This is a genomic window from Streptomyces olivochromogenes (assembly GCF_001514115.1).
Classification (GTDB): Bacteria; Actinomycetota; Actinomycetes; order Streptomycetales; family Streptomycetaceae; genus Streptomyces; species Streptomyces olivochromogenes.
Map to the genome: position 1 here is coordinate 107,464 of NZ_KQ948462.1, position 15,186 is coordinate 122,649.

The following is a 15,186-nucleotide window of genomic DNA, read 5'->3' on the forward strand; positions in this document are numbered from 1 at the left end:
ACGGTGACCGGCAGCGGCCGGTGGGACCCGTACAGGACGGAAGTGGATCATCAGTGGAAGCGACTGACGAAGGGCGTGTTTATCGTCAGGCAGACGACTATGATCGCGGCATGCCCTACGACCCGTCGGCCTTTCCGCCCTTTGCCGTGACCGTGGACCTGGTCGTGCTGACCGTGCGTCGCCATGCCCTGTGTGCGCTGGCGGTACGGAGGGGGGAACAGCCTTTCCAGGGACGATGGGCACTCCCGGGCGGCTTCGTACGGCCCGACGAGGACCTGGGACAGGCGGCCGCGCGCGAGCTGGTCGAGGAGACGGGGCTGCGCGCCCACGACCCGTCGGCCCCGGCACAGGACAACGGCGCACACCTGGAACAGCTGGCGACCTACGGCGACCCCAAGCGCGACCCGCGGATGAGGGTGGTCAGCGTCGCCCATCTCGCGCTGGCCCCCGATCTGCCCGCGCCCAGGGCCGGAGGCGACGCCAACAGCGCGCGCTGGGCGCCCGTGGAGGAGTTGCTGCAACAGGGCGGTTATGGCCGCGACGGAGAGCAGGCGGCACCCCTCGCCTTCGACCACGCCCAGATCCTCTCGGACGGGGTGGAACGCGCCCGGTCCAAGATCGAGTACTCGTCGCTGGCCACCGCCTTCTGCCCGTCCGAGTTCACCGTCGGAGAACTGCGCCGTGTGTACGAGGCTGTGTGGGGGGTGGCACTCGACCCGCGCAACTTCCACCGCAAGGTGACGGGCACTCCGGGATTCCTCGTGCCCACGGGCGGCACGACCACGCGCCAGGGCGGCCGACCCGCGCAGCTGTTCCGCGCCGGCGGCGCCACGTTGCTCAATCCGCCGATGTTGCGCCCCGAAGTCTGACGAGGGCGGATCGACTCACGGGGCGCGTCGCGCCGAAAGACGTGGAGAGAGCTGCCTCGGATAAGCCGCAAGGTGCCCGAAAAACCGCAAATGTCACGCTATCTTGCTGTGAGTGATCCAGGCCATCGGATTGACCAGCAACCCCCGCAAGGAGCTTCCCCCCGCCGTCGACGACGTGTCCTTCGAGGCGCACCCGGGTCGTGTCACAGCGCTCCTCGGAGCCCTGGGCGCGGGCAAGACGACGACGTTGAGGCTCATGCTCGAACTCCAGCGGGGCCGTGGAATCACCTACTACAGAGGCCGTCCACTGCACCGGATCGCCCATCCCTCGCGTGAAGTCGGTGTGCTCCTGAGCGAGGTGGCGGGCCATCCCGCGCGTACGGTCCGCGGACAGCTCGGCATGGTGTGCGCGGCCGTCGGTGTCCCGATTCGGCGTGTCGACGAAGTGATCGAAGTCGTCGGGCTCGTGAGCCTGCGCGACGAACGCCTGGGCACCCTGTCGCGCGGTATGGATCGCCGTCTGGGCCTGGCCTGTGCGCTGCTGTCCGATCCGCACACCCTCGTCCTCGACGATCCCGCCGGCGGCCTCTCTGTCACCGAAGGTCGTTGGCTGCACGGGATTCTGCGGGCTCACGCGGCCCACGGAGGCACCGTTCTGTTCAGCACGGACGACGCCAAGGAGGCCGCTCGGACGGCCGACCGGGTCATCACGCTGGAGGGAGGCCGGCTCGTCGCCGACCAGGAGGCCGCGGACTTCGCCCGCACTCGGCTCCGCCCCCGGGTCGCCGTCCGCAGTCCGCACGCCGCCCGCCTCGGAGCCCTGCTCACCAAGGAGGCCCGCGCCGCGCAGCGTTCCGTCGAGGTCGTGCGCGAGGACGGCAACCGGCTCTCGGTGTACGGCAGCACCTGCGCCGACATCGGCGAGACCGCCTTCCGGCACGGCATCCTCGTACACCAACTCGCCGACGAGACGGGCGACATGGGGCCACGTGCCACGCTTCATGCCGAGGGCCTCGCCTCCGCGACCGTAGTCACCTCTGCCCTCCTGGCCCCTGCCTCCGCGACCTCCACCCCCACAGACGATGCCCCCACGGAAGACATCCCCGCGACCGACGAACCCGCCACCGTCGTAGCCGCGGCCGGTGCGCACACGCCCGACGAGCCGGGGCCGACGGCCGAGTCGCGGACCCGTCCGGCCGCTTCGCCGGGCGTGCGGGACCTGCCCCAGCTCCCGCCCCCCATCGCCGTACGCCAGGCCCCGAGCCCGCTGCGCCCGCTGCGCTACGAACTGCGGCGCGCCACCGGAGTGGGCACCGGTTACCTCACCGCGATCACCGTGCTGGTCACCTCCGCCCTGCTGTCCGTACTCCTGGCCAGAATCGGTCACACACCCCAGCCGCGGCTCCTGGCCGCCTGGCCGCGGGAATGCCCCCTGCCGCCCGCGGCGCTCGGTGCGGGACTGCTCGGGGCGCTCGCCTTCGGCGAGGAGTTCCGCCACCCCGCCCTGGCCGCGGACCGCGGCACCGTCCCCCGCCGCCTGGGACTGCTCGCCGCCAAACTCCTCGTCGCCTCGGTCACCGCGCTGGCGCTGGCCGTCCTCACGGTGGGCTGCGACCTCGAAATGCTCTATCTCGTCTACGGACGAGAGCTCGTCGGAGTTCCCGCGGACTGGCTTTCGCTGAGCGCGAGTTGGATCGGCCTCACGGTGGGCTGCGCCTGGGCGGGAGTGCTGGCGGCGGGCATCTTCCGGTCCACCACCGCCGGGCTCGCGGCGGTGCTCGCCGTCCCGGTCGTGGTCGTACCACTCGTACAAAAGACCTTGGCGGGACCGTCCGTGCGGAAGGCGGCCGGGTTTTCCGAGCGACTGCGCGAGCTCCTGCTGATGCAATGGCCGTTCGGGGGAGCGCGCTATATCGCGGCCGGGGCGCGCCTTGTCGTCCAACCCGTGGGCGGTGCCCTGATGTTGTCGCTGACCGCTCTGCTCTGCGCGTATCTGCTCACGACCCTGCGAAGCAGGGTGCGATGACGACCGTCATTACCCTTCCGTTTCCGCCGTGCGCACAACTCCCCGGAGAACGCCCATTTCTTTCCGATAAGGCGTCAATTGCGACGCGGTGAGCGATCACCCTTTCGTGTGCTTTTCACCAAAGACCTCAAGGGAGTTGGAGACAGCGCCGACAAATGATCCGTGAGTACCCTTGCGCACACCATGATGACCGCCGCCCGCTCCTCAGACTCCGGCCTGGCCGGCCCGGGCGGACTCGACCGATACCCCTACGCCGAGGGCCCCGGTGCCGAACGCGTCGGCGCCTCCGCGTGGGAGGGCGCGGACCCGGAACTGGGCCGCGTCGGCCGGCGCGCCGCAGGCAGCCGCGGACGCGGACTGCACGGCCAACTCGTCCAGCAGCTGGGTCAGATGATCGTCTCCGGTGACCTGGGCGCGGACCGCCCGCTCGTCCCCGAGGAGATCGGACAGCGGTTCGAGGTCTCCCGTACCGTCGTCCGTGAGTCGCTCCGCGTCCTGGAGGCGAAGGGGCTGGTCAGCGCCCGCCCCAACGTCGGCACGCGCGTGCGCCCCGTCAGTGACTGGAACCTTCTCGACCCGGACATCATCGAATGGCGGGCCTTCGGGCCGCAGCGCGACGACCAGCGGCGCGAGCTGAGCGAGCTGCGCTGGACGATCGAGCCGCTCGCCGCGCGTCTGGCCGCCGGGCACGGCCGTGAGGAGGTCCAGCAGCGTCTCGGAGACATGGTCGAGATCATGGGCCACGCCATGGCGCAGGGTGACTCGCTCACCTTCTCGCGGGCCGACGCGGAGTTCCATTCGCTGCTCATCCAGGTATCGGGCAATCGCATGCTGGAGCACCTTTCCGGGATCGTCTCGGCCGCGCTCCAGGTCTCCGGCGGCCCCGTCACCGGCTGTGACCGACCGAACGAGACCTCCTTGACGCACCACGGCCGGATCGTCGACGCCTTGGCCGAGGCCGACGGCGCGGCGGCCGAGGCGGCCATGCGGCAGTTGCTCGCCGTTCACCCCGAGGTGGAGCGCGTGGTGCCCGCGCCGCGCGAGCACTGATCGCGCCCCGAGGGCGGCGTGGTCGGGGGGCGTGTGCCCTCTCGTGGCATCGCTTGGTCGGCGGAGCATCCCCCGCCGGACCCCGTCGGATCCTTCCGGGATCCGGCGGGATCCGGCGATGTGATGAAGGTGATCAAGCCATCGGTTGAGGTGATGAACCCATCGGTTTGAGGTGATGAGTCCATCGGCTGACCTCCTCTGACCGCATCTGGCCGCTTTTGCGCACTTACGGGGTGTGACTCGGGCCACGCAGATTGGGCGTAACGCTCTTCGGAACTGCGCGATGACCTAAGAGGTGACAGCCGAGGAGGGAATACGGACGCCGTTTACGGCGCTGTGCATCTTCCCGGCTCCCGCCCGCGCCGTCGACCCATCCCCAAGTCGGCGGTCGTCGGCTCCTGTCCGCAGTGGACGGGGCCGGAAGCCGTTTTCCAACGTTCCGAGAGGTTGTTCGTGTCGGCCAGCACATCCCGTACGCTCCCGCCGGAGATCGCCGAGTCCGTCTCTGTCATGGCGCTCATTGAGCGGGGAAAGGCTGAGGGGCAGATCGCCGGCGATGACGTGCGTCGGGCCTTCGAAGCTGACCAGATTCCGGCCACTCAGTGGAAGAACGTACTGCGCAGCCTCAACCAGATCCTCGAGGAAGAGGGTGTGACGCTGATGGTCAGTGCCGCGGAGCCCAAGCGCACCCGAAAGAGCGTCGCAGCGAAGAGTCCGGCCAAGCGCACCGCCACCAAGACGGTCGCGGCGAAGACGGTGACCACGAAGAAGGCCACCGCCACCACCGCCCCGGCGGCGCCCATGGCCGGTGATCCGGCTGAGGACGCGTCCGCCAAGAATGTCGCCGCCAAGAAGACGGTCGCCAAGAAGGCCGTCGCGAAGAAGACGGTCGCCAAGAAGGCCGTCGCAAAGAAGACCACCGCCAAGAAGGACGACGTCGAGCTGATCGACGACGAGGCGGTCGAGGAGACCCCGGGCAAGCCCGGTGCCGAGGAGCCCGCCGAGGACGGCGCCCAGGGCTTCGTCCTGTCCGACGAGGACGAGGACGACGCGCCCGCGCAGCAGGTCGCCGCGGCCGGCGCCACCGCCGACCCGGTCAAGGACTACCTCAAGCAGATCGGCAAGGTCCCCCTGCTCAACGCCGAGCAGGAGGTCGAGCTCGCCAAGCGCATCGAGGCCGGTCTGTTCGCCGAGGACAAGCTGGCCAACGCCGACAAGCTCGCCCCGAAGCTCAAGCGCGAGCTGGAGATCATCGCCGAGGACGGCCGCCGGGCCAAGAACCACCTCCTGGAGGCCAACCTCCGTCTGGTGGTCTCCCTGGCCAAGCGCTACACCGGCCGCGGCATGCTCTTCCTGGACCTCATCCAGGAGGGCAACCTCGGTCTGATCCGCGCGGTCGAGAAGTTCGACTACACCAAGGGCTACAAGTTCTCCACGTACGCCACCTGGTGGATCCGTCAGGCGATCACCCGCGCGATGGCCGACCAGGCCCGCACCATCCGTATCCCGGTGCACATGGTCGAGGTCATCAACAAGCTCGCGCGCGTGCAGCGCCAGATGCTCCAGGACCTGGGCCGCGAGCCCACCCCGGAGGAGCTGGCGAAGGAACTCGACATGACCCCTGAGAAGGTCATCGAGGTCCAGAAGTACGGCCGCGAGCCCATCTCGCTGCACACGCCGCTGGGCGAGGACGGCGACAGCGAGTTCGGTGACCTCATCGAGGACTCCGAGGCCGTCGTCCCGGCCGACGCGGTCAGCTTCACGCTCCTCCAGGAGCAGCTGCACTCTGTCCTCGACACCCTGTCCGAGCGCGAGGCGGGCGTCGTCTCCATGCGTTTCGGTCTCACCGACGGTCAGCCGAAGACCCTCGACGAGATCGGCAAGGTGTACGGCGTCACGCGTGAGCGGATCCGTCAGATCGAGTCCAAGACGATGTCGAAGCTGCGCCACCCGTCGCGTTCGCAGGTGCTGCGCGACTACCTCGACTAGGTCTCGACCGTACTGTCGCCGAGGGCCCGACTCCCGATGGGGAGCCGGGCCCTCGGCGCATGCATGGAGTGCGCGCCGCCGTCCGCTGGATCACTCTGGGTTTTCCATGACCATCCCAGAGTGAGGAACGCGCATGCGCCGTCCTTTCGCCCCAGTACTGGCCCTTGCGGCCGCCGCGGCCCTCATACCGCTGGCGGCCCCCGCCCCGGCCGCGACCGACGACGTCATCATCGGGGGCCATCCGGTCGACATCGCTCAGAGTCCGTGGACGGTGGCACTGTCCAGCCGTGACCGGTTCGGGGGTACGCGGGCCGGGCAGTTCTGCGGCGGCGTGGTGATCGGCCCGACGCTCGTGCTGACCGCGGCCCACTGCGTGAGCCCGCTCGTGCTGGGGGCGCCATCGGAGCAGATGCACGACTTGAAGATCATCGCGGACCGTACCGACCTGCTGTCCGGCAAGGGCAAGGAGATCCCGGTGCGCGACACCTGGGTCAATCCGCAGTACGACGCCGTCACGAACGCCGGGGACTTCGCCGTGATCACCCTCGCCTCCCCGCTGCCCCAGAGCTCGGTCATCCGTATGGCCTCCTCGGGGGATCCCGCGTACGCACCCGGCACGGCCGCCGCGGTCTACGGCTGGGGCGATACGACAGGCACCGGCAATTACGCGCTCAGTCTGCGGTCCGCGAGCGTGAAAGTACTGTCCGACTCCGTCTGTGAGCGGGCGTACCCGGGGAGTGAAGACGGAACCTATCAAGCCACTTCCATGGTGTGCGCCGGTGAGGTCGCGGGTGGGCACGATGCCTGTCAGGGGGACAGCGGTGGCCCGCTTGTGGCCCAGGGACGGCTGATCGGCCTTGTGTCGTGGGGCAGCGGCTGTGGGCAGGCGGGAAGCCCCGGGGTCTACACGCGGGTCTCGGACGCCGTCAAGGCGCTCGGCACGAGCCGCTGAGGCCGTACGGGCGGCAGCGATACGGAACGCAGCGGTGTACGGAACGCTGCGGTACGGAACGCTGCGGTACGTAACGCAGCGGATCGCGGATCGCGGATCTCGGAACTCGGGGTGCCGGGGGAAGTGAACCAGGTGGCGTGTGAAGGTGCGCGACACGGGTGCGAACCGGTGACGCGTTGAAGTGCGTGAGTCCGGTGCGCGTCACGTCTCCACGGGGCCGTGACGCTCCGGACGGTGGTGCACTGCACCGCCGGGAAGCGGTACGCATACGGGCGGCCACCCCAAGTAGCAGGGGTGACCGCCCGTACACCGGCCTATTGCCAGAGCTGGCTCGTCGTCGTTGACGCGAAGTGTCAGTGCTCTTCGTCGTTGGACGTTGCCGGGACCGACGTCAGTCGCTCCGTCTCGTCCTGTATCTCAGCGGCGATCTTCTTGAGTTCCGGCTCAAACTTGCGCCCGTGGTGGGCGCAGAAGAGCAGTTCACCGCCGCTGAGGAGGACGACGCGCAGATATGCCTGGGCGCCGCAACGGTCGCAGCGGTCAGCGGCCGTCAGCGGGCTCGCGGGGGTCAGAACAGTAGTCACGTCGCCTCTTCTCTAGCTCGACGAGCTGTCGTACCAGGGTCAACATCCAACCAGGCCGAAAACGTTCCCGCTCGTGGCTTTTCCTCGAAAAATTCTTCCGGGGCGGCTGTCTGCTGCCGGGTGGCGGCGAATGAGCCGTAGTACGTGTCTTTGTGTCTTACGGGTTCGCGCTGTCTGTCAGGGTCAGTCCTCCCCGGCTGGCTTGCCGGTTGTTCATGAGGACGTGCCCGGAGCCTAAATGGTTCATGCCTCGAAGGGAACGTGATATGTACTTCACTCCATCGAGGGATCGAACACTCATACGAGCCTGGACTAGTCTGAGTTCATGCGAGGGTGGCGTTACAACGGCTCTACCAGGCCTCGGTACCCTCTCAGCGGAGACCGAAGCCGACCCCTTACCCAAAAGGGTCCCATCTGAAATTCAGCGAGGAGCGAACCGCGTGACCGCCGACACGTCCGTGCCGTCCACAGCGTTGCTGACCGGAGCAGACCGGGACGGTTCCAACTACACCGCGCGGCACCTGCTCGTCCTCGAGGGGCTCGAGGCCGTACGCAAGCGCCCCGGCATGTACATCGGCTCGACCGACAGCCGCGGTCTGATGCACTGCCTGTGGGAGATCATCGACAACTCCGTCGACGAGGCCCTCGGGGGCTACTGTGACCACATCGAGGTGATCCTGCACGACGACGCCTCGGTGGAGGTGCGGGACAACGGCCGCGGCATCCCGGTCGACGTGGAGCCCAAGACCGGCATGTCGGGCGTCGAGGTCGTGATGACCAAGCTGCACGCGGGCGGCAAGTTCGGAGGTGGCTCGTACGCGGCCTCCGGCGGTCTGCACGGCGTGGGCGCCTCCGTGGTGAACGCGCTCTCCGCCCGTCTGGACGTCGAGGTGGACCGTAGTGGCCACACCCATGCGGTGAGCTTCCGTCGCGGCACCCCGGGAGTGTTCAAGGCGGACGGTCCCGAAGCCGCCTTCGACGCGACCAGCGGGCTGCGCAAGCTGAAGCGGATCCCCAAGACCCGCACCGGCACGCGCGTGCGCTACTGGGCCGACCGCCAGATCTTCCTCAAGGACGCCAAGCTCTCCCTGGAGAACCTGCACCAGCGTGCCCGCCAGACCGCGTTCCTGGTGCCCGGCCTGACCATCGTCGTCCGCGACGAATACGGGCTTGGCGAGGGCGGCAGCAAGGGCGAGGAGTCCTTCCGCTTCGACGGCGGCATCAGCGAGTTCTGCGAGTACCTGGCCACCGACAAGCCCGTCTGTGACGTCCTCCGCTTCTCCGGGCAGGGCACCTTCAAGGAGACGGTCCCGGTCCTTGACGACCACGGGCAGATGACGCCCACCGAGGTCACCCGTGAGCTCGGCGTCGATGTGGCCCTTCGCTGGGGCACCGGCTACGACACGAACCTCAAGTCGTTCGTGAACATCATCGCCACGCCCAAGGGCGGCACCCACGTCGCCGGCTTCGAGCAGGCCGTCGCCAAGACGATGAACGAAGTGCTGCGGGCCAAGAAGCTGCTGCGGGTCGCCGAGGACGACATCGTCAAGGACGACGCACTGGAGGGCCTGACCGCCGTCGTCACCGTGCGCCTCGCGGAGCCGCAGTTCGAGGGGCAGACCAAGGAGGTCCTCGGTACCTCGGCGGCCCGCCGGATCGTGACGAACGTGGTCTCCAACGAGCTCAAGGCCTTCCTGACCACCACGAAGCGGGACGCGGCCGCGCAGGCCCGGGTCGTGATGGAGAAGGCCGTGGCTGCCGCGCGTACGCGGATCGCGGCCCGCCAGCACAAGGACGCGCAGCGCCGGAAGACGGCCCTCGAGTCCTCCTCGCTGCCCGCCAAGCTCGCGGACTGCCGCAGCGACGACGTCGAGCGCAGCGAGCTGTTCATCGTCGAGGGAGACTCCGCGCTCGGCACCGCCAAGCTGGCCAGGAACTCCGAGTTCCAGGCGCTGCTGCCGATTCGCGGCAAGATCCTCAACGTCCAGAAGGCGTCCGTCACGGACATGCTCAAGAACGCCGAGTGCGGCGCGATCATCCAGGTCATAGGGGCCGGGTCCGGGCGGACGTTCGACATCGACGCGGCGCGGTACGGGAAGATCATCCTGCTCGTCGACGCCGACGTCGACGGTGCGCACATCCGGATTCTGCTGCTGACGCTGTTCCAGCGGTACATGCGGCCGATGGTCGAGGCGGGGCGGGTGTTCGCGGCGGTGCCGCCGCTGCACCGCATCGAGCTGAGCCAGCCCAAGAAGGGCCAGGACAAGTACATCTACACGTACTCGGACCGTGAGCTGCGCGAGACGCTGCTGGAGCTGCAGCGCAAGAACGTGCGCTACAAGGACTCGATCCAGCGTTACAAGGGTCTTGGCGAGATGGACGCCGATCAGCTGGCGGAGACGACGATGGACCCGCGTCACCGGACGCTGCGGCGGATCAACATTTCCGACCTGGAGGCGTCCGAGCAGGTGTTTGACCTGCTGATGGGGAACGATGTCGCTCCCCGTAAGGAGTTCATCTCCAGCTCTGCGGCGACGCTGGATCGGTCGCGTATCGACGCGTAGGCGCTGCGCTTGCGGGGCGTCGGTGCCGGGTGCCAGGTGCCGGGCGCTGGGCGCCGCCTGGTGCCGGTGGTGGTCGGGGCTGTGGTGGTGCGTCGAGCCCGTCGCCGCCGGATCAGACGTGGGCCGGGCATGGGAGCCGCTGCTCGATCCGGGCGTAAGCGACAGGCTTGCGACGCACCGCCACGGCCCCTTGCGTAGGAGGGCCGGCTGCGGGTGGGTGGGTGGTGGGGGCCGTGTGTGCTGTTCCTCGCGTGGCTGGGGACGTCGGTCCGCATTTTCATGCTTGTCCGGCGTATGAGGACGAGGCCGTTCAGGTCGACAGGGGGTCTGGGGGGCGCGGCCCCCTGGGGTGGGTCGGGTAGGGGCGGCGGGGGCGAGAAGCGCGGGTGGTGGGTGCGGGCCGTGGGGGCTCCACCCGTGGGTGGAGGGATGGGGTGGGTGTGGATCCACCCGCGATCCACCCCGGCTCCGATCTGCTGAGCTGCCGATTTCCGTAGCGTCGAAGGCGTCGACAGCGCTCGCTGTCGGAACCCGCTCTTCCCCGTCCACGGAGGTCGTGATGTCCGGGCTCGTCAATGCCTTGGTGATCCTCGCCGTTGTTGTGGTGGTCATCGCGCGCCAGTTCCGTACACGCAGGATCAGCACGGACAGGCGCTGGTGGATCGTGCCCGTCGTCCTGGCCGTGATCGCTCTGCGGGAGCCGGGCCTGATCGACAACCACCATCGGACCGAGGCGATTCTGCTGCTGGGGGCGGAGCTGTTCATCGGGCTGGCCATCGGAGCCGCGTGGGGGTGGACGACACGGATATGGGCGGAGCCGGACGGCTCCGTGTGGAGCAAGAGCACCAAGGCCAGCGGGGCCGTCTGGGGCGTGGGCATAGCCCTGCGGCTGGGGCTGTTCGGCATCGGCACCCTGCTGGGCGTCCATCAGGACAGCTCCGCCCTGCTGCTCGCCCTCGCGGCCACTCTGCTGGTCCGCTCCGGGATCCTGGCCTGGCGGTCTCAGTCTCTGCACCCGGTCGTCGCGCAGGCGACGGCGTACGGTGACGACGTGCCCCAGGGCTCGTGGAAGGAGCGCGTGTGACGGAGAACGCCTTGAAGCGCTGGCCCTCCCGCGAGGCGCTGTCCCGAGCCGGAATGGTCAAGTCCAGGCGCGCGCTCGCCTGGGCCGCGCGCCTCTTCGCCCTCGGCCTGCTCCTGTGGACGACCTTCACGAGCGGCCATCTTGGCGCCTGGAAGATCGCGGCGGGCGCTTTGGGGGTCCTCGTCTGCGGGCTGGCGGCGTGGGCCTTCTGGCGGACCACGCTCCAGCACCGTCTGCTGCCGTCTCTGGCGCTGCTCGCCCTGCTGCTCGCGATCGCGACGGTGGGAGTGGGCACAGGCTTCCGGGTGCCGGCCATCGTCCTGTGGTGCGGGTGCGCCATCAGCGCCATCGAGAGGCTGCCGCTAGTGGCGGCACTGCCTGCCACCTCCGTGGCACTGAGCGCGTTCGCGGCGGTCAACAACGACGTCTGGCTGACCACGGCGGCCACCGCCGGGGGGCTCGCCCTGGCCGGGTACGTGCTGCGCCTCGACGCGGAGGCCCGCGGCAGTGCCCAGCGCTTGCTCGCTCAGGAGCGGGCGGCTCGTGTGGCCGAGGCGGAGTCCGCGGCGCTCGCGGAGCGGGCCAGGATCGCGCGGGAGATCCACGACGTCCTGGCACACAGTCTCTCGGCGCAGATGGTGCATCTGGAGGCGGCCCGGCTGCTGATCGAGCGGGGCGGCGACCGGGAGCAGATCCTCGAGCGGGTCGTGGCGGCACGTGGGATGGCCCGTGAGGGGCTCGCCGAGACCCGGCAGGCGCTCTCCGCCCTGCGGGGGGAGATGTCCCCGGTGGAGGACTTCCTGAGCGAGCTGGTCGCCACGGCGGACGGCGCCGACATCACCGTCGCGGGTGAACGGCAGCCGCTGCCCGCCGAGGCCTCGCAGGCGGTGCGCAGGGTGGCGCAGGAAGCCCTGACGAACGTCCGCAAGCATGCGCCGGGCGCCAAGGTCCACATGCGGCTCGAGTACGGCGAGCACGAAGTGACGCTCGGTGTACGGGACTCGGGAGGGCCGCCGGGCGAACTCAGCGGTGCGGGGGCCGGGTACGGTCTGCTGGGCATGCGGGAGCGTGCTGAGCTGCTGGGCGGCTCGTTGGAGGCCGGGCCGGACGAGGAGGGGTTCGTGGTGACGCTGAGGGTGCCCGTATGACGGAGGAGGAGACCAGGAAGCCGGCTCGGGTCGTGGTGGCGGACGACCAGACCGTGGTGCGCGAAGGCATTGTGATGCTGCTGGGCCTGCTGCCGGGGATCGAGGTCGTGGGTGCGGCCGGGGACGGTCACGAGGCCGTGGCGCTCGTGGCCGAGCTCGCCCCGGACGTCGTGCTGATGGACCTGCGCATGCCGCGCTGCGACGGCGTCGAGGCGACCCGGCGCATTCGCGCTGAGTATCCGGGGACACAGGTCGTCGTGCTCACCACGTACGCGGACGACGAGTCGCTGTTTCCCGCGCTCAGAGCGGGAGCCCGTGGCTATCTCACGAAGGACGCGGGCGGCGACGAGATCGTGCGCGCGGTGGAAAGCGTGCTGTCCGGGGACGCGGGACTCTCGCCGAGCATCCAACGGCGACTGCTGGAGCGGCTGTCGGAGCCGGCGCCCTCGGTCGATGCGCCCGTGGAGCCGCCCGATGGGCTCACCACACGGGAGACCGAGGTGTTGCTGCTGATCGCCGAGGGCCTCACCAATCAGGAGATCGCCCGCAGGCTGCATGTCTCCCCCGCCACCGTGAAGACCCACATCAACAACCTCTTCGCCAAGACGGGCCTCAAGGATCGTGCTCAGGCGGTGCGCTACGCCTTTGGGAAAGGTCTCGTACGGCCACCGACGAGATGAGTCACCTGATGGGGTGAAGAGCGCGGAGAGAAGAGTCCGGGATCTTCCCGATCTGTCCATCCTTGGGCACGCGGCAGAAAAAGGGTCGCGGACAAGGAGAGTTCGGTGGAGAAGCACGACGGTCGCGATACCGGAGAGGTCCGGTTCGATGACCCCTGGTACGACGCGCTCGCCTCAGGCTGGGGTGAGTTGGACGGCACGGGCGCGCCCGCTCCCGCCGTGCCGTCCGCGCGCCCGGAGCACGAAGGTCGCGCGGGCGGGACGGCCGACGTCTATCTGGAGGTGCAGCGCAGCGCGGCCTTCCAGGAGGTGCGCAGCCGGTACCGGAGGTTCGTGGTGCCGGGCGTCGCAGTGTTCTTCACCTGGTACGTGGGCTATGTGGTGACCGCGACGACGGCGCCCGGGTTCATGGCCCGGCCCGTCGCCGGCGCGGTGAACGTGGCGATGGTGGCGGGGCTCGGGCAGTTCCTCAGCACGTTTCTGTTCACGTGGGCGTACGCGCGGCATGCGCGGCTGCGCAGGGACCGGGCGGCGCTGGATCTGCGCTGGGACACCCAGGAGCTGACCCGGAGCGTCAGAGGTGGTGAGCGGTGACCGGCAACCATCAGACACTGGCGTTGCTGCTGTTCAGCGCGTTCGTGGCGGTGACGCTGGGGATCACGACGTGGGTGAGTCGAAACCGGCACGGGTCGGCCGAGGAGTTCTATGTCGGCGGGCGGTTGTTCTCGCCGATGGAGAATGGTTTTGCCATTTCGGGCGACTACATGTCGGCGGCGTCGTTCCTGGGGGTCACGGGGCTCATCGCGCTCTACGGCTACGACGGGCTGCTGTACGTCGTCGGGTTTCTCGTCGCTTGGCTGGTCGTCCTGTTCCTGGTCGCCGAACTGGTGCGCAACTGCGGGCGGTTCACGCTCGCCGACGTCGTCGCGGCCCGGATGAACGAACGGCCGGTGCGGATCGCGGCGGGAACCTCCTCGGTGACCGTGTCCGTTCTGTATCTGGTGGCGCAGATGGTGGGCGCGGGCAGCCTGGTCGCGCTGCTGCTGGGAGGTTCGAGCGAGGCGGCGCGGAACTGGACGGTGATCGGCGTCGGCGCGCTCATGGTGATCTATGTGTCGCTGGGAGGGATGCGGGCCACCACGTGGATCCAGATCGTCAAGGCGGTCCTGTTGCTGAGCGGTTCCATCGTCTTGACCGTGCTCGTCCTGGTGCGGTTCCACGGGGACGTGAACGAGTTGCTGCGTTCGGCGGCGGAGCGCAGCGGCCATGGTGACGCGTTTCTCGCACCCGGGTTGAAGTACGGCGGGGACTGGACGGCGCGCTTCGACTTCATCAGCCTGGGGCTCGCGCTGGTGCTCGGAACGGCTGGGCTGCCGCACATCCTGTCGCGCTTCTACACCGTGCCCACGGCACGGGCCGCGCGGCGCTCGGTGGTCTGGTCGATCGGGCTCATAGGGGGCTTCTACCTGATGACGATCGTGCTGGGCTTCGGCGCGGCGGCGATCGTCGGCCCGGAGACGGTGCGGGGAGCGAACGCGGCGGGCAACACGGCGGTTCCGCTGCTCGCGCTTGATCTGGGCGGCGGCGCGAACTCTGCCGGAGGAACGGTTCTTTTTGCCGTCGTCGCGGCCATTGCCTTCGCTACGATCCTCGCGGTCGTCGCCGGGATCACTTTGGCGTCCTCGGCATCCGTGGCCCACGACCTCTATGCCTCGATGCGCCGCCGGCATGCGAAGCCCCGTAGCGAGGTCGCCGTGGCGCGTACGGCGGCGGTGGGTATCGGGGTGGTCGCGATCGCGCTCGGGCTGCTGGCCCGCGACCTGAACGTGGCCTTCCTGGTGGGCCTTGCCTTCGCGGTCGCCGCGTCCGCGAACCTGCCGGTGCTGTTGTACTCGCTGTTCTGGCGGAGTTTCACGACCCGCGGCGCCGTGTGGGCCGTATACGGCGGCCTGGTGCCCGCTCTGCTGCTCGTCCTGCTGTCGCCGGTGGTGTCGGGGAGTCCCGATTCGCTCTTCCCGAGCGTGGACTTCCAGTACTTCCCGTTGCAGAACCCGGGCCTGGTGTCGATTCCGCTCGGCTTCCTGGCGGGCTGGCTGGGCACGGTGACGTCCGCGGAGCCGCCGGACGAGGCCAAGCATGCCGAGACCGAGGTGCGGTCGCTGACGGGTGCCGGCGCGGTCTGAGGCGGCCTCGGGTGAGTGTCCGGGGGCGCCCCCAGCAGCGGGGGCGCCCCCCAGTGA

Annotated in this window: 12 protein-coding genes; 11 read left to right on the top strand and 1 reads right to left on the bottom strand. The window is 69.2% G+C overall.

Annotated features, from left to right (window positions below):
* The first annotated feature begins 110 nt into the window (after nucleotides 1-110).
* The 5 genes from AQJ27_RS29570 to AQJ27_RS29590 all read left to right on the top strand — a co-directional run bounded on the left by AQJ27_RS29570 (nucleotide 111) and on the right by AQJ27_RS29590 (nucleotide 6,886).
* Nucleotides 111-869: an NUDIX hydrolase gene (locus AQJ27_RS29570; protein WP_067375254.1), complete on the top strand. Its 759-nt coding sequence runs from the start codon at nucleotides 111-113 to the stop codon at nucleotides 867-869.
* A 112-nt stretch (nucleotides 870-981) separates the two neighbouring features.
* Nucleotides 982-2,895 carry an ATP-binding cassette domain-containing protein gene (locus tag AQJ27_RS29575; RefSeq protein WP_067375256.1) on the top strand — a complete coding sequence of 638 codons (1,914 nt, stop codon included), beginning with the start codon at nucleotides 982-984 and terminating at the stop codon, nucleotides 2,893-2,895.
* Between the two features lie 162 nt (nucleotides 2,896-3,057).
* Nucleotides 3,058-3,945 carry a FadR/GntR family transcriptional regulator gene (locus tag AQJ27_RS29580; RefSeq protein ID WP_159064415.1) on the top strand — a complete coding sequence of 296 codons (888 nt, stop codon included), beginning with the start codon at nucleotides 3,058-3,060 and terminating at the stop codon, nucleotides 3,943-3,945.
* Nucleotides 3,946-4,398: 453 nt separating this feature from the next.
* Nucleotides 4,399-5,934: an RNA polymerase sigma factor gene (locus AQJ27_RS29585; protein WP_067375540.1), complete on the top strand. Its 1,536-nt coding sequence runs from the start codon at nucleotides 4,399-4,401 to the stop codon at nucleotides 5,932-5,934.
* Nucleotides 5,935-6,067: 133 nt separating this feature from the next.
* Nucleotides 6,068-6,886, top strand: a complete 819-nt coding sequence (locus AQJ27_RS29590; protein WP_067375258.1) for a serine protease — start codon at nucleotides 6,068-6,070, stop codon at nucleotides 6,884-6,886.
* Between the two features lie 353 nt (nucleotides 6,887-7,239).
* On the opposite strand, the gene AQJ27_RS29595 is transcribed toward AQJ27_RS29590, so the two are convergent.
* Entirely contained in the window at nucleotides 7,240-7,470 is a 231-nt protein-coding gene (locus AQJ27_RS29595) for a DUF7455 domain-containing protein (RefSeq protein ID WP_054229894.1), read from the bottom strand.
* A gap of 440 nt (nucleotides 7,471-7,910) precedes the next feature.
* On the opposite strand from AQJ27_RS29595, the gene AQJ27_RS29600 reads away from it, so the two are divergent.
* The 6 genes from AQJ27_RS29600 to AQJ27_RS29625 all read left to right on the top strand — a co-directional run bounded on the left by AQJ27_RS29600 (nucleotide 7,911) and on the right by AQJ27_RS29625 (nucleotide 15,129).
* Nucleotides 7,911-10,034, top strand: coding sequence for a DNA gyrase/topoisomerase IV subunit B (locus AQJ27_RS29600; protein ID WP_067375260.1), 2,124 nt, complete (start codon nucleotides 7,911-7,913; stop codon nucleotides 10,032-10,034).
* A 559-nt stretch (nucleotides 10,035-10,593) separates the two neighbouring features.
* A complete protein-coding gene (locus tag AQJ27_RS29605) occupies nucleotides 10,594-11,118 on the top strand; it encodes a DUF1453 family protein (RefSeq protein WP_067375262.1) in 525 nt (174 codons plus the stop codon).
* Nucleotides 11,115-12,266, top strand: coding sequence for a sensor histidine kinase (locus AQJ27_RS29610; protein ID WP_067375264.1), 1,152 nt, complete (start codon nucleotides 11,115-11,117; stop codon nucleotides 12,264-12,266). Before AQJ27_RS29605 ends, AQJ27_RS29610 begins: the two co-directional genes overlap by 4 nt.
* Nucleotides 12,263-12,946, top strand: coding sequence for a response regulator transcription factor (locus AQJ27_RS29615; protein WP_067375266.1), 684 nt, complete (start codon nucleotides 12,263-12,265; stop codon nucleotides 12,944-12,946). Before AQJ27_RS29610 ends, AQJ27_RS29615 begins: the two co-directional genes overlap by 4 nt.
* A 105-nt stretch (nucleotides 12,947-13,051) precedes the next feature.
* Nucleotides 13,052-13,540 (top strand): DUF485 domain-containing protein, encoded by a 489-nt coding sequence (locus AQJ27_RS29620; protein WP_067375267.1) that lies wholly within the window; start codon nucleotides 13,052-13,054, stop codon nucleotides 13,538-13,540.
* Complete coding sequence (locus AQJ27_RS29625) at nucleotides 13,537-15,129, top strand: solute symporter family protein (RefSeq protein WP_067375269.1); 1,593 nt, start codon at nucleotides 13,537-13,539, stop codon at nucleotides 15,127-15,129. The genes AQJ27_RS29620 and AQJ27_RS29625 overlap by 4 nt, the downstream gene beginning before the upstream one ends.
* Nucleotides 15,130-15,186: the final 57 nt, after the last annotated feature.

Excerpts from the sequence above, each read along its gene's own strand:
- AQJ27_RS29605 (WP_067375262.1), top strand. The coding sequence starts at position 10,594 with ATGTCCGGGCTCGTCAATGCCTTGGTGATCCTCGCCGTTGTTGTGGTG.
- AQJ27_RS29615 (WP_067375266.1), top strand. The coding sequence starts at position 12,263 with ATGACGGAGGAGGAGACCAGGAAGCCGGCTCGGGTCGTGGTGGCGGAC.
- AQJ27_RS29590 (WP_067375258.1), top strand. The coding sequence starts at position 6,068 with ATGCGCCGTCCTTTCGCCCCAGTACTGGCCCTTGCGGCCGCCGCGGCC.
- AQJ27_RS29570 (WP_067375254.1), top strand. The coding sequence starts at position 111 with ATGCCCTACGACCCGTCGGCCTTTCCGCCCTTTGCCGTGACCGTGGAC.